This window comes from Pseudomonas sp. FW507-12TSA (assembly GCF_058781435.1).
Map to the genome: position 1 here is coordinate 182,315 of NZ_JBYSWT010000008.1, position 16,155 is coordinate 198,469.

The 16,155-nt window shown below is 62.3% G+C and carries 18 protein-coding genes; 10 read left to right on the forward strand and 8 right to left on the reverse strand.

Annotated features, from left to right (window positions below; translation table 11 throughout):
* Positions 1 to 109 precede the first annotated feature (109 nt).
* The 6 genes from AC3WK8_RS10520 to AC3WK8_RS10545 all read right to left on the reverse strand — a co-directional run bounded on the left by AC3WK8_RS10520 (position 110) and on the right by AC3WK8_RS10545 (position 5,849).
* Entirely contained in the window at positions 110 to 1,390 is a 1,281-nt protein-coding gene (locus AC3WK8_RS10520) for a sensor histidine kinase (protein WP_085595144.1), read from the reverse strand.
* Positions 1,380 to 2,063 carry a two-component system response regulator ColR gene (colR, locus tag AC3WK8_RS10525; protein WP_053131653.1) on the reverse strand — a complete coding sequence of 228 codons (684 nt, stop codon included), beginning with the start codon at positions 2,061 to 2,063 and terminating at the stop codon, positions 1,380 to 1,382. The genes AC3WK8_RS10520 and colR overlap by 11 nt, the downstream gene beginning before the upstream one ends.
* Before the next feature lie 270 nt (positions 2,064 to 2,333).
* Positions 2,334 to 3,980 carry a chaperonin GroEL gene (gene groL / locus AC3WK8_RS10530; RefSeq protein ID WP_053131655.1) on the reverse strand — a complete coding sequence of 549 codons (1,647 nt, stop codon included), beginning with the start codon at positions 3,978 to 3,980 and terminating at the stop codon, positions 2,334 to 2,336.
* A 49-nt stretch (positions 3,981 to 4,029) separates the two neighbouring features.
* Positions 4,030 to 4,323: a co-chaperone GroES gene (locus AC3WK8_RS10535; protein ID WP_011063093.1), complete on the reverse strand. Its 294-nt coding sequence runs from the start codon at positions 4,321 to 4,323 to the stop codon at positions 4,030 to 4,032.
* A gap of 254 nt (positions 4,324 to 4,577) precedes the next feature.
* Positions 4,578 to 5,051, reverse strand: coding sequence for an FxsA family protein (locus AC3WK8_RS10540; protein WP_022640597.1), 474 nt, complete (start codon positions 5,049 to 5,051; stop codon positions 4,578 to 4,580).
* 66 nt (positions 5,052 to 5,117) lie between these two features.
* On the reverse strand, positions 5,118 to 5,849 hold the full coding sequence (locus tag AC3WK8_RS10545; protein WP_085595139.1) for a HugZ family pyridoxamine 5'-phosphate oxidase: 732 nt from the start codon (positions 5,847 to 5,849) through the stop codon (positions 5,118 to 5,120).
* A gap of 163 nt (positions 5,850 to 6,012) precedes the next feature.
* Here AC3WK8_RS10545 and AC3WK8_RS10550 point away from each other — a divergent pair, with 163 nt between their 5' ends.
* Complete coding sequence (locus AC3WK8_RS10550) at positions 6,013 to 6,771, forward strand: SDR family oxidoreductase (RefSeq protein WP_085595137.1); 759 nt, start codon at positions 6,013 to 6,015, stop codon at positions 6,769 to 6,771.
* 91 nt (positions 6,772 to 6,862) lie between these two features.
* On the opposite strand, the gene apbC is transcribed toward AC3WK8_RS10550, so the two are convergent.
* Positions 6,863 to 7,957, reverse strand: coding sequence for an iron-sulfur cluster carrier protein ApbC (apbC, locus tag AC3WK8_RS10555; protein ID WP_085595135.1), 1,095 nt, complete (start codon positions 7,955 to 7,957; stop codon positions 6,863 to 6,865).
* 184 nt (positions 7,958 to 8,141) lie between these two features.
* On the opposite strand from apbC, the gene metG reads away from it, so the two are divergent.
* The 8 genes from metG to AC3WK8_RS10595 all read left to right on the forward strand — a co-directional run bounded on the left by metG (position 8,142) and on the right by AC3WK8_RS10595 (position 15,195).
* Entirely contained in the window at positions 8,142 to 10,187 is a 2,046-nt protein-coding gene (metG, locus tag AC3WK8_RS10560) for a methionine--tRNA ligase (RefSeq protein ID WP_022640601.1), read from the forward strand.
* Positions 10,188 to 10,317: 130 nt separating this feature from the next.
* The gene (locus AC3WK8_RS10565) at positions 10,318 to 10,896 is read left to right on the forward strand and encodes an Rnf-Nqr domain containing protein (protein ID WP_103324674.1); all 579 of its coding nucleotides are present in this window, start codon (positions 10,318 to 10,320) and stop codon (positions 10,894 to 10,896) included.
* Positions 10,893 to 12,101, forward strand: coding sequence for an electron transport complex subunit RsxB (gene rsxB / locus AC3WK8_RS10570; RefSeq protein WP_085595128.1), 1,209 nt, complete (start codon positions 10,893 to 10,895; stop codon positions 12,099 to 12,101). The genes AC3WK8_RS10565 and rsxB overlap by 4 nt, the downstream gene beginning before the upstream one ends.
* Positions 12,088 to 13,077, forward strand: coding sequence for an RnfABCDGE type electron transport complex subunit D (locus AC3WK8_RS10575; protein ID WP_103324673.1), 990 nt, complete (start codon positions 12,088 to 12,090; stop codon positions 13,075 to 13,077). Before rsxB ends, AC3WK8_RS10575 begins: the two co-directional genes overlap by 14 nt.
* Positions 13,074 to 13,685, forward strand: coding sequence for an RnfABCDGE type electron transport complex subunit G (locus tag AC3WK8_RS10580; protein WP_103324672.1), 612 nt, complete (start codon positions 13,074 to 13,076; stop codon positions 13,683 to 13,685). Before AC3WK8_RS10575 ends, AC3WK8_RS10580 begins: the two co-directional genes overlap by 4 nt.
* The gene (locus tag AC3WK8_RS10585; RefSeq protein ID WP_103324671.1) at positions 13,678 to 14,262 is read left to right on the forward strand and encodes an Rnf-Nqr domain containing protein; all 585 of its coding nucleotides are present in this window, start codon (positions 13,678 to 13,680) and stop codon (positions 14,260 to 14,262) included. The genes AC3WK8_RS10580 and AC3WK8_RS10585 overlap by 8 nt, the downstream gene beginning before the upstream one ends.
* Before the next feature lie 7 nt (positions 14,263 to 14,269).
* Positions 14,270 to 14,908: an endonuclease III gene (nth, locus tag AC3WK8_RS10590; protein ID WP_022640607.1), complete on the forward strand. Its 639-nt coding sequence runs from the start codon at positions 14,270 to 14,272 to the stop codon at positions 14,906 to 14,908.
* A gap of 107 nt (positions 14,909 to 15,015) precedes the next feature.
* Entirely contained in the window at positions 15,016 to 15,195 is a 180-nt protein-coding gene (locus tag AC3WK8_RS10595; RefSeq protein ID WP_022640608.1) for a PA3496 family putative envelope integrity protein, read from the forward strand.
* Positions 15,196 to 15,332: 137 nt separating this feature from the next.
* Here the strand turns inward: AC3WK8_RS10595 and AC3WK8_RS10600 are convergent, their stop codons facing one another.
* Positions 15,333 to 15,959: a response regulator transcription factor gene (locus tag AC3WK8_RS10600; protein WP_053131674.1), complete on the reverse strand. Its 627-nt coding sequence runs from the start codon at positions 15,957 to 15,959 to the stop codon at positions 15,333 to 15,335.
* On the opposite strand from AC3WK8_RS10600, the gene AC3WK8_RS10605 reads away from it, so the two are divergent.
* Positions 15,930 to 16,155: hypothetical protein (locus AC3WK8_RS10605; RefSeq protein ID WP_492574068.1), on the forward strand; the 226-nt coding region annotated here is incomplete at its 3' end. The genes AC3WK8_RS10600 and AC3WK8_RS10605 overlap by 30 nt on opposite strands.

The window sequence follows — 16,155 nt, forward strand, 5'->3', positions numbered from 1 at the left end:
AGCCAGGAAATATTGCAGGGTTTTACAGCGGGCGAACAGTGGCCTAGGGCCATTTCAGAGGAGAAATCGACAAGTGACAGGCCCTGTAAAACAGGGCCATGCAAGAAAATCAGAGCTTGGTCGATTGCAATTGCACGTGAAAACGACAGCCATTAGGCGTCATGGTGCTGAGGCTGACACTCCAGCCCTGGTTTTCACAAATGCGCTGGACCAGCGACAAGCCAAGGCCCAGGCCTTCCCCACGCTTCTCATCGCCACGCACGAAAGGCTCGAACATCGCCTCGCGCTTTTCCTCGGGAATGCCCACGCCGCTGTCTTCCACCGTGAAGCTACCGGGCGCCAGGCTCAGGCGAATGAACCCCTGCTCGGTATAGTGCAGGGCGTTGCGCAGGAGATTGCCCATCACCGCATGCAGGAAGGTGGCGTGGTAACGGGTATCGTCGGGCTGTCCGGGATCGAAGATCAGCTCGATGCCCTTGGCCTCGATGGACTCGCTCCACACCCCGAGCAGGTCGTTGGCGGCCTGGCTCAAGGTCAACTGCGGAGACATGCTGGCGTCCTCGCGCTGGGCTCGCGCTAGCATCAGGAAGGTCTGCACCAGTTCGCGCATTTCCGAGCAGGCCCGAGTGATCCGCTCCACCTGGGCCCGCCCGCGATGGTCCAGGGCCGGGTTTTCCAGCAACAGCTCGCAAGAGGTGGCCAGGACCATCAATGGCGTACGCAATTCATGGCTGACGTCACTGGTGAACAGCCGCTCGCGATTGAGCGCCTGGCGCAGGCGGCCCAGGGTCGCATCGAAGGCAATAGCCAGCTCTCCCACTTCGTCCGCCGCGTAGTCCGGTGCCAATGGTGGTGCCAGGCCCAGCAACTGGTCACGATGCCGTACCTGGCGTGCCAGGCGCACCACCGGCGCCATCACGCGCCGCGCCAGCACCCAGCCGAGGAACACCGCCAGCGCCAGGCTGAGCACGAAGCCCACCAGCACCACCGCGAACAGCACTCGCTCGCGCTCTTCGAAATCGCTCTGGTCTTGCAGCAGCACATAGCGCCGGCCATCCACCACCTCGACCATGGCGTGATAGGACAACTGTTCGCGAAACACTTCATGGAACCCGGGGTCCAGGTGACGCAGGTCCTTGGGCAGCTCGAAATCGCCGCGACCACCACTGTAGTAGAAGAGTTGGTCGGGCTCGGGGCGGTGGCTCCAGTCGCCGACGTTATCCATCAACAGCAGGCGTTGCAGGTCGCCTCCGAGGCCGGCGGAGATGAGCTTTTCCTCCACCAGGTGCACGGTGGCCACGATGCCCATGGCGAAGGCCCCGGCCACCAGGGCGCTCATCAGCGCAAAGGCGATGATGATCCGCTGGGCAAGGCTCTGCTTAAACTCCATCGCGGCCCTCGGCCAGGCGGTAGCCGACACCATGCACGGTGTGCAGCAGCGGCTTGGCGAACGGCTTGTCGATCACCTGGCGCAATTGGTGGACGTGGCTGCGCAGGCTGTCGCTGTCCGGACAGTCATCGCCCCACAGGGCTTCTTCGAGGATCTCCCGGCGCAAGACATGGGGACTCTTCTGCATCAGCACCGCCAGCAGTTTCAGGCCGACCGGGTTGAGCTTGAGCAGGCGTCCCTCACGAGTGACTTCCAGGGTGTCGAGGTCGTAGCTCAGGTCGCCCACCTGCAATGCCCGCCTGCCGCCACCCTGGCTGCGGCGCATCACCGCCTCGATCCGGGCGGAAAGCTCCGAAAGGGCAAAGGGCTTGACCAGGTAATCGTCGGCTCCGGACTTGAAGCCCTGGAGGCGATCGTCGAGCTGGTCGCGGGCGGTGAGCATGATCACTGGCGTGTCACGCCGGGCGTCTTCGCGCAGGCGCTTGCACAGGGTGTAGCCATCGATCCCCGGCAGCATGATGTCGAGCACGATCAGGTCGTAGTGCTCGGTGGCGGCCAGGTGCAAGCCCGACAGGCCATCCTGGGCGCAGTCCACGGTATAGCCCTTGAGCCCCAGGTAGTCAGCCAGGTTGGCGAGAATATCGCGGTTGTCTTCAACCAGTAGGATTCGCATCGGCACTCTCTCCGTATACAGTTACGGCCGTCTTGGCTCGCGCAGCTTAAGGCCAAGTCCAACTCACCGCCAGCCTTGTCGGGCGGCTCGGGTGGCTGTTTCCAGTGTCGCCATGGCTTGACGTTTTTTTCACCCGGGACTCACGCCCCGATCACAGCCAAGGCAACACAATGGCAGCCATTTGCCCTGGATTTGCCGCAGGACAACGGAAACGAAAAAGCCCCGCCGGCTTGCGCCGGCGGGGCTTTTCAGTACAGGGGTAAGGCTGGCTTACATCATGCCGCCCATGCCACCCATGCCGCCCATGTCTGGCATGCCGCCGCCAGCTGGAGCGTCTTTCTTCGGTGCGTCGGCAACGGCGGCCTCGGTGGTCAGGATCAGACCGCCGATGGAAGCTGCAGCTTGCAGAGCCGAACGGGTCACCTTGGTTGGGTCCAGGATGCCCATTTCGATCATGTCGCCGTACTCGCCGGAAGCAGCGTTGTAACCGAAGTTACCTTTGCCGTTCTTCACTTCGTTGACGACAACGCTTGGCTCGTCGCCGCTGTTAGCGGAGATCTGGCGCAGCGGAGCTTCAACGGCGCGACGCAGCACCGCGATACCTACGTCCTGATCAGCGTTGTCGCCCTTGAGGTCGACGATCGCTTGCAGAGCACGGATCAGGGCCACGCCACCGCCAGGCACCACGCCTTCTTCAACGGCTGCACGGGTAGCGTGCAGGGCGTCTTCAACGCGAGCTTTCTTCTCTTTCATTTCAACTTCGGAGCCAGCGCCAACCTTGATCACTGCAACGCCGCCGGACAGCTTGGCCAGGCGCTCTTGCAGTTTTTCACGGTCGTAGTCCGAGGAAGTCTCGGCCACTTGGGCACGGATCTGGGCGATACGGGCTTCGATGTCGGCCTGGTTGCCAGCACCGTCGACAACGGTGGTGTTTTCCTTGGACAGGGTCACGCGCTTGGCGCTACCCAGGTGCTCCAGGGTGGTGCTTTCCAGGCTCAGACCGATTTCTTCGGAGATCACGGTACCGCCGGTCAGGACGGCGATGTCCTGCAGCATGGCCTTGCGACGATCGCCGAAGCCTGGAGCCTTGACGGCTGCGACTTTGACGATACCGCGCATGTTGTTCACAACCAGAGTCGCCAGGGCTTCGCCTTCGACGTCCTCGGCCACGATCAGCAGTGGGCGGCCGGCTTTGGCAACGGCTTCCAGCACTGGCAGCATTTCGCGGATGTTGGAGATCTTCTTGTCCACCAGCAGGATCAGCGGGCTGTCCAGCTCGGCAACCATGGTGTCTGGCTTGTTGACGAAGTATGGGGACAGGTAGCCACGGTCGAACTGCATGCCTTCAACGACCGACAGTTCGTTTTCCAGGCCAGTGCCTTCTTCGACGGTGATCACGCCTTCTTTACCGACTTTTTCCATGGCTTCGGCAATGATGTCGCCAATGGAGTTGTCGGAGTTGGCGGAGATGGTACCTACCTGGGCGATGGCCTTGGTGTCGGCGCATGGCTTGGACAGAGCCTTGAGCTCCTTGACGATGGCGATGGTCGCCTTGTCGATGCCGCGCTTGAGGTCCATCGGGTTCATGCCGGCAGCAACGGCCTTCAGGCCTTCGTTGACGATCGACTGAGCCAGAACGGTGGCGGTGGTGGTGCCGTCGCCAGCGTCATCGTTGGCACGGGAGGCAACGTCCTTGACCAGCTGCGCGCCCATGTTCTCGAAACGGTCTTCCAGTTCGATTTCCTTGGCTACGGACACGCCATCCTTGGTGATGGTCGGAGCGCCGAAGCTCTTTTCCAGGATCACGTTACGGCCTTTCGGGCCCAGGGTAGCCTTTACCGCGTCAGCCAGGACGTTGACGCCAGTGAGCATTTTCTTGCGGGCGGAGTCGCCGAATTTAACTTCTTTAGCAGCCATGATCGATATTCCTTAAATACTGTGTAGTAGTGGGAAAATACGCGAGGAATCAGCCTTCGATAACAGCGAGAATCTCGTTCTCGGCCATTACCAGCAGATCTTCGCCATCGACTTTCACGGTGTTGCTGCCGGAGTACGGGCCAAACACCACTTTGTCACCCACTTTCACGGCCAGCGCACGTACTTCACCGTTGTCCAGCACACGGCCGGTACCTACAGCGACGATTTCGCCACGGTTAGGTTTTTCAGCGGCCGAACCAGGCAGAACGATACCGCCGGCAGTTTTCGATTCTTCTTCGCTGCGACGGATGACGACGCGGTCATGCAGAGGACGAAGCTTCATTGTCGATCTCTCCTAATTGTGGTTTTCAGCGGCCGGTGTCGATACCGGCGGGTTAACAAATCCGGCGTGGCCGGTTGCGGCTCGACGAGCGAGACGCGGAAGTCTGTCTGGTGTCAGCACCAGAAACCTTGCGGTGACCGTTACATAAGGGCGCACAAGGCTATTACAAGGGCTGGTCGATGAATTTTTTTAAATCGCCTGCGCAATAACCAAAACGGCACCCGAAGGTGCCGTGTTTGCGAGGCTGGAAGCGATCAGTCGCGGTGCTCGAACTCACCTTCGATGACGTTCGGCTCGCGCCCCAAGGGTTGCTGCGGCGCAGGACCACCACGGGCCGAGCGCATGTCGTCGGCGAAGGCGCGTTGGCGCATGGCCTGCTCCTCGGCACGCTCGCGCATCTTGTTGGCCAGCAGGCGACGGGTGAATGGCAGCAGCATCAGCAGGCCGAACACATCGCTGATAAAGCCCGGCAAGATCAACAAACCACCACCCAGGGCCAGCATCAGGCCCTCGAGCATCTGCTGGGCAGGCAACTCGCCACGATTGAGACTTTCACGGGCGCGCAGGGCAGTGGCCAGGCCGGCCACACGCAACACCATCACGCCAAGCAGCGAACCGAGAATGACCAGCAGCAGCGCCGGGAAAAACCCGATCGCCGCGCTGACCTTGACGAAGACGAACAGCTCCAACACTGGGAACAGCAGAAAGAGCAACAGAAAAGGGCGCATCAAATGGTTTCCTCTGCGGAAGAATGCCTTCCAGTAGACCGTAAATGACGTCGCCAATTCGTGAATTCAAGCATCCACGGTCTGATTTTTCGGCCATTGATCGGCGCGCGCCAGGAAAACCAGGGCCTCGCGCACTTGTGTCGGCGTGTTGCAAGGGGCTTGGAATGGCAACCAATACAGCGCCTGGCCAATACGCAGGTGCATGCCCTCGGTATCGATCCCGGCCATCTGCGCCGGCACCTTGTCAGGTAAGCCGGTCAGCTCGACGTAGTGGGCGATGGCCTTGGCATGATCGCTGTTCATGTGCTCCACCATGCCCGCCTCGGCCTGGCCGGCGAACGGGTTGGCCAGGGTCAACTGGTCGACCCAATGGATGGCGCCGAAACCACCGATGTAGCGATGGCGCACCGGCTTGAGCACCCAGAAGTCGAAGTCGTGGGCCTGGTGATAGTTCTGCGATTCGGGAAAGTAGCGGTAGTAGCGCTCGGCGGCCGCCTCGATCGCTGCCTCGTCGGCCAGCTTCTCGGCTTCAGCAAGGTAAGTCAGGCGCCCCACGGCCTGTATGTCGTCGGCATCACGCTCACCGACCAGCAGTGAACACTTGGGGTCCTTCTGCAGGTTGTGGGTGTGCTGGGCGATGCGGCTGATGAGGATCAGCGGACGACCTTCGGCATCGAGGCAATAAGGCACTACGGAACCGAAGGGAAAACCCGGCATGGACTTGGAATGCGTGGACAGCACGCCGCGGTATTCCTTGAGCAGCAGTTCTCGTGCATTCTTGGCAGCTTCAACGCTCACTTTATGACTCCTTCAATAGAATCCGTCGAAAACGGACGGGCGATCGGACCACGGTCCGTCTACGCCAACGGGGCAATACTCGTCTGCAGCCAGGCCAGGCCCAGCTGCCGGGAAGCGCCTTGGAATAAGGACAACCCCTCACGACAGCTGGCAAGACATGCGAATGCAACTCACTGACAAAGTAATCATTATCACCGGCGGTTGCCAGGGCCTGGGCCGCTCCATGGCCGAGTATTTCGCCAGCCGTGGAGCCAGGCTGGCCCTGGTGGACCTGAACCAGGAAAAACTCGACCAGGCCGTCGCGGCCTGCAAAGCCCATGGCGTCGAGGCACGCTCCTACCTGTGCAACGTGGCCAACGAAGAACAGGTCGAGCATATGGTGAATCAGGTTGCCGAGGACTTCGGTGCCATCCATGGCCTGATCAACAACGCCGGGATCCTGCGCGATGGCCTGCTGCTCAAGGTCAAGGACGGTGAAATGACCAAGATGAGCCTGGCCCAATGGCAGTCGGTGATCGACGTCAACCTGACCGGCGTGTTCCTGTGCACCCGGGAAGTGGCAGCGAAGATGGTGCAACTCAAGACCAGCGGCACCATCATCAACATCTCGTCGATTTCTCGCGCCGGCAATATCGGCCAGACCAACTACTCCGCGGCCAAGGCCGGGGTTGCCGCAGCGACCGTGACCTGGGCCAAGGAACTGGCGCGCTACGGCATCCGCGTGGCCGGTATCGCCCCGGGCTTCATCGAGACCGAGATGACCCTGGGCATGAAGCCCGAGGCCCTGGAGAAAATGACCGCCGGTATTCCGCTCAAGCGCATGGGCAAGCCGGAAGAAATCGCTCATTCGGCGGCCTATATCTTCGAGAACGACTACTACACCGGACGCATCCTGGAAATGGACGGCGGCTTGCGCCTCTGATCCGAAGACGCGGCTCCCGGCCCTTGCGGCGCGGGAGTTGATGCAACAACGCTCGCCGCAACCTAAATCGCGGCGAGCGCCTGCCCTGGGCTCAATCGTCGCTGACGGTGATGCTGGGCATCGCCGGGGCCGCAGCTTCCTGCAACACGATACGTGCCCCCACGTGCCGTGCCAGTTCCTGGTAGACCATGGCGATCTGGCTATCCGGCTCGGCGATCACCGTCGGCTTGCCGCCATCGGCCTGCTCGCGGATCAGCATCGACAGCGGCAGCGAAGCCAGCAATTCGACGCCGTACTGGCTGGCCAGCTTCTCGCCGCCGCCTTCGCCGAACAGGTGCTCGGCATGGCCGCAGTTGGAGCAGATGTGCACCGCCATGTTTTCCACCACACCCAGTACCGGGATGTTCACCTTGTGGAACATCTCGATGCCCTTGCGTGCATCCAGCAGGGCCAGGTCCTGGGGCGTGGTGACGATCACCGCACCCGCCACCGGGACCTTCTGCGCCAGGGTCAGCTGGATGTCGCCGGTGCCCGGCGGCATGTCGATCACCAGGTAGTCGAGATTGCCCCAGTCGGTCTGGGTCACCAGTTGCTGCAAGGCGCCAGAGGCCATCGGGCCACGCCAGACCATGGGCGTGTTGTCGTCGGTGAGGAAGGCCATGGACATGACTTCGACACCGTGGGCCTGGATCGGCACGAACCACTTCTGGTCCTTGATCTTCGGCCGTGTGCCTTCGGCGATGCCGAACATGATGCCCTGGCTCGGGCCATAGATATCGGCGTCGAGGATGCCCACCCGGGCACCTTCCCGGGCCAGGGCCAGGGCCAGGTTGGCGGCGGTGGTGGACTTGCCCACGCCGCCCTTGCCCGATGCCACCGCCACCACGTTCTTGACGTTGGCCAGGCCCGGGACCTGGGCCTGGGCCTTGTGCGCGACGATCACGCTGCTGGCCTCGACCTTGGCCGAGCCCACGCCTTCCAGGCCCTCGATGGCCAGTTGCAGCATCTGTGCCCAGCCATTGCGGAACAGGCCGGCGGCATAGCCCAGCTCCAGGCGGACCGAGACCCGGTCGCCCTGGATGTCGATGTCCCGCACACAGCCGGCGCTCACCGGGTCCTGGTTCAAATAGGGGTCGGTGTACTGGCGAAGCACGGCTTCCACCGCTGCGCGATTGACGGCGCTCATGGGCAACTCCGATAACAAGACAGGAAAATCAGCCGGCTATCCTACGCCGCCTCTTCCTTCGTGGCGAGGGAGCGGCGCCGCCCCTGGAGCTTGCCTGCGCTGCATAGCGACGCCTGGAAGGGTGAAAATTCCGTCCCGGCGTTTTATAGTGGCCGACCTTCGTTTCATCAAGTAGCCGAGCCCCATGTCCGAGCCACGCAAGATCCTCGTCACCAGCGCCCTGCCCTATGCCAATGGTTCCATCCACCTTGGCCACATGCTCGAGTACATCCAGACCGACATGTGGGTGCGCTTCCAGAAGCACCGCGGCAACCAATGCGTCTATGTCTGCGCCGACGACGCCCACGGCTCGGCCATCATGTTGCGCGCGGAAAAAGAAGGCATCACCCCGGAACAACTGATCGCCAACGTGCAGGCTGAACACAGCGCCGACTTTGCCGACTTCCTGGTGGACTTCGACAACTTCCACTCGACCCACGCCGAGGAAAACCGCGAGCTGTCGAGCCAGATCTACCTCAAGCTGCGGGATGCCGGGCACATCGCCACGCGCGCCATCACCCAGTATTTCGACCCGGACAAGAAAATGTTCCTGGCCGACCGCTTCATCAAGGGCACCTGCCCCAAGTGCGGCACCGAGGACCAATACGGCGACAACTGCGAGAAATGCGGCGCCACCTACGCCCCCACCGACCTGAAGGATCCGAAGTCGGCGATCTCCGGCGCCACTCCGGTGCTCAAGGAGTCCCAGCACTTCTTCTTCAAGCTGCCGGACTTCCAGCAGATGCTGCAGACCTGGACCCGCAGCGGCACCCTGCAAGACGCCGTGGCCAACAAGATCGCCGAATGGCTGGATGCCGGCCTGCAGCAGTGGGATATCTCCCGCGATGCGCCGTACTTCGGCTTCGAGATCCCCGATGAGCCAGGCAAGTACTTCTATGTCTGGCTGGACGCGCCGATCGGCTACATGGCCAGCTTCAAGAACCTCTGCGCCCGCCGTCCGGAACTGGACTTCGATGCGTTCTGGGCCAAGGACTCCAGCGCCGAGCTGTACCATTTCATCGGCAAGGACATTGTCAACTTCCACGCCCTGTTCTGGCCCGCCATGCTCGAGGGCGCGGGCTTTCGCAAGCCCACGGCGATCAACGTCCACGGCTACCTGACCGTCAACGGCCACAAGATGTCCAAGTCCCGCGGCACCTTCATCAAGGCCCGCACCTACCTGGACCACCTGTCGCCGGAATACCTGCGCTACTACTACGCCTCCAAGCTGGGCCGTGGCGTCGACGACCTGGACCTGAACCTCGAGGACTTCGTGCAGAAGGTCAACTCCGACCTGGTAGGCAAGGTGGTCAACATCGCCAGCCGTTGCGCCGGGTTCATCCACAAGGGCAATGCCGGGGTGATGGTCGATACCAACGCCGCCCCCGAGCTGACCGAGGCCTTCCTGGCCGCCGCACCGAGCATCGCCGAGGCCTACGAGGCCCGTGACTTCGCCCGCGCCATGCGCGAGATCATGGCCCTGGCCGACCGCGCCAACGCCTGGATCGCCGACAAGGCGCCCTGGTCGCTGAACAAGCAGGAAGGCAAGCAGGATGAAGTCCAGGCCATCTGCGCCACCGGCATCAACCTGTTCCGCCAGCTGGTGATTTTCCTCAAGCCGGTACTGCCGGTCCTGGCCGCCGACGCCGAGGCATTCCTCAACGTCCCGGCACTGACCTGGAACGACCACCAGCAATTGCTGGCCAACCATCAGCTCAACGAATTCAAGCCGCTGATGACGCGGATCGACCCAGTGAAAGTACAAGCCATGACCGACGCCTCGAAGGAAGACCTCGTCGCCAGCCAGACCGACACTGGTGCGCCCAAGGGCAATGGCGAACTGGCCAAGGACCCGCTGTCGCCGGAAGTCGACTTCGACACCTTCGCCGCCATCGACTTGCGCGTGGCGTTGATCGTCAAGGCCGAAGCCGTGGAAGGCGCCGACAAGCTGCTGCGCCTGACCCTGGATATCGGCGATGAACAGCGCAATGTCTTCTCCGGGATCAAGAGCGCCTACCCGGACCCGTCCAAGCTCGACGGTCGCCTGACCATGATGATCGCCAACCTCAAGCCACGGAAAATGAAGTTCGGTATCTCCGAGGGCATGGTGATGGCTGCCGGCCCAGGCGGTGAAGAAATCTACCTGCTGAGCCCCGACAGCGGCGCCAAGCCCGGCCAGCGGATCAAGTAAGGCCGTCGGCTGGACCCCGTCCCCCCGTTGCCCACCGGCGCAACGGGGGGATTTGCATATCTGGGCAGTCACGCGCGCGCGTGGAGTTTGCCTACTCTTGAGGGACAGCCTGCTTGCACCGGCATCGACCATGACCCACTTCCTGCTCGCTCTCATCAGCACCGCCCTGGTCAACAACTTCGTGTTGCAGTGGCCGCTGGGCGTCGATCCGCTGTTGCAGTCCCAGGCTGGCCACAGACGGCAGGTCCACGCCCTGGGCCTGGCCACCACGGTCTTGATGCTGGTCAGCAGCGTGCTGGGCCAGCTGCTCTATCGTGGCCTGCTCGAGCCTTGGGGGCTGGCATCGCTGCAACTGTTCTTCTGGCTGTCCCTGAACGTGCTGCTGATCCAGCCGCTGCTGGGCTTGCTGGCGCGGATCCTGCCCGGTTGGCCGTTCGACGGTCTCTGGCTGTTGCTCCTGGGCAATGCCGGCGTGATTGGCCTGTTGCTGGCGGGCAGCCGCGATGATCTGGGGCTGGCGACCCTCGGCGCCATGGCCCTGGGAGCCGGCCTGGGTTTCTGGCTGGTACTTGGCTTGTTCAGCGACCTGCGCCAGCGCGTCTGCAACAACGATGTTCCCCTGCCCTGCCGGGGCCTGCCCCTCGACTTGATCGGCGCCGGCCTGCTGGCAGTGGCGTTCCTGGGCTTCAACGGAATGGTCAAACCATGAGTCTGATTCAACGCATCGATGCCCTCTTGCCGCAAACCCAATGTGGCAAGTGCGGCCATGGCGGATGCAAACCCTACGCCGAAGGCATCGCCAAGGGCGAGGCCATCAACAAGTGCCCACCCGGCGGCGAGGAAACCATCGCCGGCCTGGCCCGGCTACTGCAATTGCCGGTCATCGAACTGGATCGCAGCCGCGGCGAAGCCCCGGCCCAGGTGGCCTACATCCGCGAAGCCGAGTGCATCGGCTGCACCAAGTGCATCCAGGCCTGCCCGGTGGACGCCATCGTCGGCGCGGCCAAGCTGATGCACACCGTGCTGGTCGATGAATGCACCGGTTGCGATTTGTGCGTGGCGCCCTGCCCGGTGGATTGCATCGACATGCTGCCCCTGGCCCTGGGCCAGGTGGTACCGATTGTCGGCGGCCTGGCCGGCAGCCCCGAGCAATTGCAGGCCCGCAGCAGCAAGCGCGAGCACGCCAGGCGCCGCTTCGAACAACGCAACCAACGCCTGCAGCGTGAGGAAACCCGACGCCTGGCCGAACGCCAGGCCCGGGCGCAAAAGGCTGCCCAACCTGGCGCGAGCGGCGACAACCCGGTCCAGGCGGCGATCGAACGAGTTCGTGCGCAGAAGGCCGCGGCTGCCGATGCCGCGCTGAAAAAAGCCAAGATCGAATTGGCCATGAGCCGGACCCAGTTGAACAAGTCCCTCAAGGCCTTCGGTCATCCGCCCACCTTCGAGCAACAGTCGCAACTGATCGTCCTGCAGCGTCAGTTCGAAGCCGCCGAGCAGGCCCTGGCTCGCCTGGAAGCCCAAACCCCAGCCACGCCACCAGTGGCGACGCCCAAGGATGCCAATCTCAAGCGCGCCAAGATCCAGCTGGCCACACGCCGCGCCGAACTGAAAAAAGCCCAGGCCGCAGGTGCTCCACAGGCTGAACTGGAGGCGCTGGACGCAGCCCTGGCGGCTGCCGAACAGGACCTGCATGCCGCCGAGGATGCCAGTGCCAAGCCGGCACCGGTGCTCACCCGCACCGAGAAGCGGCCAATCGACCCGCAACTGCGCCGCCTGAAGACCGAGCTGGCCTATGCCCGGGCCGAGCTGCACAAGTTGCAACGCCAGGCAGGCAGCAGTGCCGAACAATTGACCCAGGCCCAGGCACGCCTGAGTGAAGTCGAACGCCAGGTGGATGCCCATGCCGCTGGCTGAGGGCGCCGATCCACGCCTGCGCCAGGCCATGCAGCGAGTGCTGCTGGCCATTCTGCCAGGGCTGCTGCTACTGCTGTGGCTGTATGGCTGGGGAGTGCTGTTGAATCTGCTGCTGGCCGCTGGTGCCGCACTGGCCATGGAGGCCCTGGTATTGCGCCTGCGCAAGCGCCCGCTGCTGGCGTCCCTCAGCGATGGTAGCGCCCTGGTCAGCGCCACTCTGCTGGCCTTGGCCCTGCCGGCCTACTGCCCCTGGTGGCTGGCTCCAAGCGCCGCTGCCAGCGCCATGCTCCTGGGCAAGCACCTGTATGGCGGCGTCGGGCAGAACCCCTTCAACCCGGCCATGCTCGGCTATGCCCTGGCCCTGCTGTGCTTCCCGCAGTCGATGACCCATTGGCCTGCCCCCCAGGCCATGGGCTTGCTGGACGGCCTGCAACTGGTCTTCGGCCTGGACGGTTCGCGTCCCGATGCCTGGGCCCAGGCCACTGCGCTGGACAGCCTGCGCATCAACAAGAGCCTGACCATCGACGAGTTGTTCGCCGCCAGCCCGGCCTTCGGTCATTTCGCTGGTCGCGGCGTCGAATGGGTTAACCTGGGCTTCCTGGCCGGCGGATTGCTGCTGCTGCAACAGCGAGTCATCAGCTGGCATGCCCCTGTTGGCATGCTCGGCAGCCTGCTGCTCATCAGCCTGCTGTGCTGGAACGGTACAGGCTCCGACTCCCACGGCTCGCCGCTGTTCCACCTGCTCACCGGGGCCAGCATGCTCGGCGCCTTCTTCATCGTCACCGAACCGGTATCAGGCCCCAAAGCAGCCAGGGCACGCTTGCTGTTCGGGGTCGGGGTCGGCATGCTGACCTACCTGATCCGTACCTGGGGCAGCTACCCTGACGGCCTGGCCTTCGCCGTGCTGCTGATGAACCTGGCGGTGCCCGCCCTGGAACGCCATTGCGCCCGCGAACCAGCCGGGAGCCAACCATGAAGCCTCCACGCAGCCTGTTGTTGCTGGCGGCCCTTGGCATCCTGGGCATCGGTGCCACGCTGTGGTTGCAACATGCCAGCGCCCCGCGGATCGAAGCCGAGCAAAGAGCCCTGCAAGCGCGCAAGCTGCTGGACTTGCTGCCAACGGACAGCTATGACAACCAGCCCCTGGATCGGCCAGTGCCACTACCTGCCACGCAGCTGGCCAACAGCCGCCTGCTCGAGGGCTACCTGGCCACCCGCAATGGCCTGCCCAGCGCCCTGCTGCTGCGCAGCCAGGTTACGGGGTATGCCGGCCCCATCGAGCTGCTGATCGCCATCGACAATCAGGGCCGCCTGCTGGGCAGCAAGACCCTCAGGCAGGAGGAAACACCGGGCCTGGGCTCCCACATCGGCGATCAACCCAACCCTTGGCTGGCCGGGTTTTCCGGCAAGTCCCGCAACGATCCCGGTGACGCAGGCTGGGCACTGAAGAAGGACCAGGGCCAGTTCGACCAGATCGCCGGCGCCACCATCACCTCCCGTGCAGTGATCAGCGCCCTGCACGATGCCCTGCGTTACTTTGACGAACACCGCGCCCCCCTGCTCGAGGGAGCCGACCATGAATAAGCCGCTGGCGCTGCCCGGGCTGTTGATGCTGCCGGCACTGATCGGGGCGACCGATTCCTGGGTCAAGGCCCTGGGCATGACCCTGGGCTTTGGCTTGCTGGCGACGGCTTTCGGTCTTGGCATGCGCTCGCTACGCCCGCATCTGCAGGCCGGTGGCCCGCGCCTGCTGGCCAGCTTGTTGCTGGCCGCCGGCCTTGGCAGTTGCCTGTGGCTGGCCGCGCAGGCCTGGAGCCTGGAGTTGCACCAGCAACTGGGCCTGTACCTGGCGCTGCTGCCCTTGCAGTGCATAGCACTGGAACAGGTAGGATTTTTCCAGCATGCCGACCGGCTACGCCTGGCCCTGGCTTTTTGTGCCGCCCTGAGCCTGCTGGGCGCCCTGCGCGAACTGCTGGGCACCGGGGCCCTGGGTAGCCACCTGGGCTGGCTCATCGGCATGACCGATACCGGAAGCGGTTGGATAGTGGCCAATGGCGGCTTGCACCTGCTGACTCTCGCCCCGGGCGGTTTTATCCTGCTGGGCCTGTTGCTCGCCGTCACCCGGGCCTGGACCCTCTACCGATCGCCTTCGAGGACATGAATCACCCATGAATGCAGCCAAACGCCTGGAAATATTTCGCCGGCTCCATGAGGACAACCCCGAACCGAAGACCGAACTGGCCTACTCCTCGGCATTCGAACTGCTGATCGCCGTGATCCTTTCGGCGCAATCGACCGACGTCGGGGTCAACAAGGCGACTGCCAAGCTGTTTCCCGTGGCCAACACCCCTGCAGCCATCCACGCCCTCGGGGTCGATGGGCTGTCGGAGTACATCAAGACCATCGGCCTGTACAACAGCAAGGCCAAGAACGTCATCGAAACCTGCCGCCTGCTGGTGGAACGCCATGGCGGCGAGGTACCGCAGACCCGAGAAGAACTCGAAGCCCTGCCGGGCGTTGGTCGCAAGACCGCCAACGTGGTCCTCAACACGGCTTTTCGCCAATTGACCATGGCCGTGGATACCCACATCTTCCGGGTCAGCAATCGCACCGGGCTGGCGCCAGGCAAGAACGTGGTGGAAGTGGAAAACAAGTTGATGAAGTTCGTGCCCAAGGAATACCTGCTGGACTCCCACCACTGGCTGATCCTGCACGGTCGATATGTTTGCCTGGCCCGCAAGCCACGTTGCGGAAGTTGTCGGATCGAGGACCTGTGCGAATACAAGCAAAAGACTTCCGATGATTGATCGAGCATTGATTTTCTTCATGACTCGATTGAAAAAATCTTTTTTACCCGCCAGGAGAATATCGATATAAGGAGCGCCAATGGCAGTCCTAGCCTGGAGTCGACCTTATGAGCACTGGCAAAGAACAACTGGACGTAGAAGACGATTTCACCGCGGCTGAAACAGACGATGCCGAACCTGTGGTGGAGGTGGCGAAGACCAACCTGAGCAAGCGCCGCACCATCGACAATCTCCTGGAAGAACGGCGCCTGCAAAAGCAGCTGGCCGATTACGATTTCGATCTTTAGTAACGAGAAAACCTCCGACTGGAGGTTTTCTCGTTACTGGTTTCTCCTGCTCCCACGGTCGGCCTTAGAGGCCGACCAGGCGTTCGCAGTATTCAGGGATCATCCCGCCCGCTACAGTCCTTGCAATCGGCAAAACTTCATATCAACCGGTGCCGCTGGGCAAACTCGATCAGGTCGACCAGTGACCGGGCATTGAGCTTGGTGAGCAATCTTCGCTTGTAGGTACTGATGGTCTTGTTGCTCAGACATAGTCCTTCGGCGATTTCCTTGTTACTCATTCCACTGGTGAGTTGTTTCAATACCACCAACTCACGCCCTGACAGCAGTTCGATCATTTCTTCCTCGCTGCTGACTCCCTGGCTGGAACGGAAAGTGTGCAACGCTTCATTGGGGAAGTAGCTGTAGCCGGCCAGTACCGCCCGCACCGCGCTGATCAACTCGGTAATGTCCTGCTGCTTGCATACATAACCCGCCGCCCCGGCCTGCATGCAACGCATGGAAAAAGGCCCGGGCGTCTGCAGGGTCAACACCAGTATTTTGATCGGCATGGCCCGTGACATCAGCCGCGTTATAACTTCAAGCCCATCAAGTTGTGGAAGTCCAATATCCAGGATCAGGATGTCCGGCACATACTCCACGGCCAGCTTCAATGCATCCGCGCCATTGTCCGTTTCCGCTATAACTTCAAAACCATGTCGCTCCATCAACATACGTACGGCCAGACGAGTTACCGGATGATCATCCACGATCAAGACTCTTTTCATAGGTCCGTCCACGTCCTGAGATTTTTAGAGCCAGCACCATACCCGAGAGAATTGACGCTGGCACTGCGTATCAGGCGGCTACGACTGCAGGAGGACGTTCCTTACAAGCAATACCGAATTGCCTTACAAAATAACTTTCACACCGAACAACAAACTTTAAAGCCACATAAGACCAATCAACAGCCAAGCTACTTTC

What these genes read in the sequence shown, in the direction of transcription:
- metG (WP_022640601.1), top strand. Translation starts at nt 8,142, where the DNA reads ATGTCCGAGCCACGCAAGATCCTCGTCACCAGCGCCCTGCCCTATGCC.
- AC3WK8_RS10535 (WP_011063093.1), bottom strand. Translation starts at nt 4,323, where the DNA reads ATGAAGCTTCGTCCTCTGCATGACCGCGTCGTCATCCGTCGCAGCGAA.
- groL (WP_053131655.1), bottom strand. Translation starts at nt 3,980, where the DNA reads ATGGCTGCTAAAGAAGTTAAATTCGGCGACTCCGCCCGCAAGAAAATG.
- AC3WK8_RS10585 (WP_103324671.1), top strand. Translation starts at nt 13,678, where the DNA reads ATGAATAAGCCGCTGGCGCTGCCCGGGCTGTTGATGCTGCCGGCACTG.
- AC3WK8_RS10565 (WP_103324674.1), top strand. Translation starts at nt 10,318, where the DNA reads ATGACCCACTTCCTGCTCGCTCTCATCAGCACCGCCCTGGTCAACAAC.
- AC3WK8_RS10550 (WP_085595137.1), top strand. Translation starts at nt 6,013, where the DNA reads ATGCAACTCACTGACAAAGTAATCATTATCACCGGCGGTTGCCAGGGC.
- AC3WK8_RS10575 (WP_103324673.1), top strand. Translation starts at nt 12,088, where the DNA reads ATGCCGCTGGCTGAGGGCGCCGATCCACGCCTGCGCCAGGCCATGCAG.
- AC3WK8_RS10580 (WP_103324672.1), top strand. Translation starts at nt 13,074, where the DNA reads ATGAAGCCTCCACGCAGCCTGTTGTTGCTGGCGGCCCTTGGCATCCTG.
- colR (WP_053131653.1), bottom strand. Translation starts at nt 2,063, where the DNA reads ATGCGAATCCTACTGGTTGAAGACAACCGCGATATTCTCGCCAACCTG.
- rsxB (WP_085595128.1), top strand. Translation starts at nt 10,893, where the DNA reads ATGAGTCTGATTCAACGCATCGATGCCCTCTTGCCGCAAACCCAATGT.
- AC3WK8_RS10595 (WP_022640608.1), top strand. Translation starts at nt 15,016, where the DNA reads ATGAGCACTGGCAAAGAACAACTGGACGTAGAAGACGATTTCACCGCG.
- nth (WP_022640607.1), top strand. Translation starts at nt 14,270, where the DNA reads ATGAATGCAGCCAAACGCCTGGAAATATTTCGCCGGCTCCATGAGGAC.
- AC3WK8_RS10520 (WP_085595144.1), bottom strand. Translation starts at nt 1,390, where the DNA reads ATGGAGTTTAAGCAGAGCCTTGCCCAGCGGATCATCATCGCCTTTGCG.
- AC3WK8_RS10600 (WP_053131674.1), bottom strand. Translation starts at nt 15,959, where the DNA reads ATGAAAAGAGTCTTGATCGTGGATGATCATCCGGTAACTCGTCTGGCC.
- AC3WK8_RS10540 (WP_022640597.1), bottom strand. Translation starts at nt 5,051, where the DNA reads ATGCGCCCTTTTCTGTTGCTCTTTCTGCTGTTCCCAGTGTTGGAGCTG.
- apbC (WP_085595135.1), bottom strand. Translation starts at nt 7,957, where the DNA reads ATGAGCGCCGTCAATCGCGCAGCGGTGGAAGCCGTGCTTCGCCAGTAC.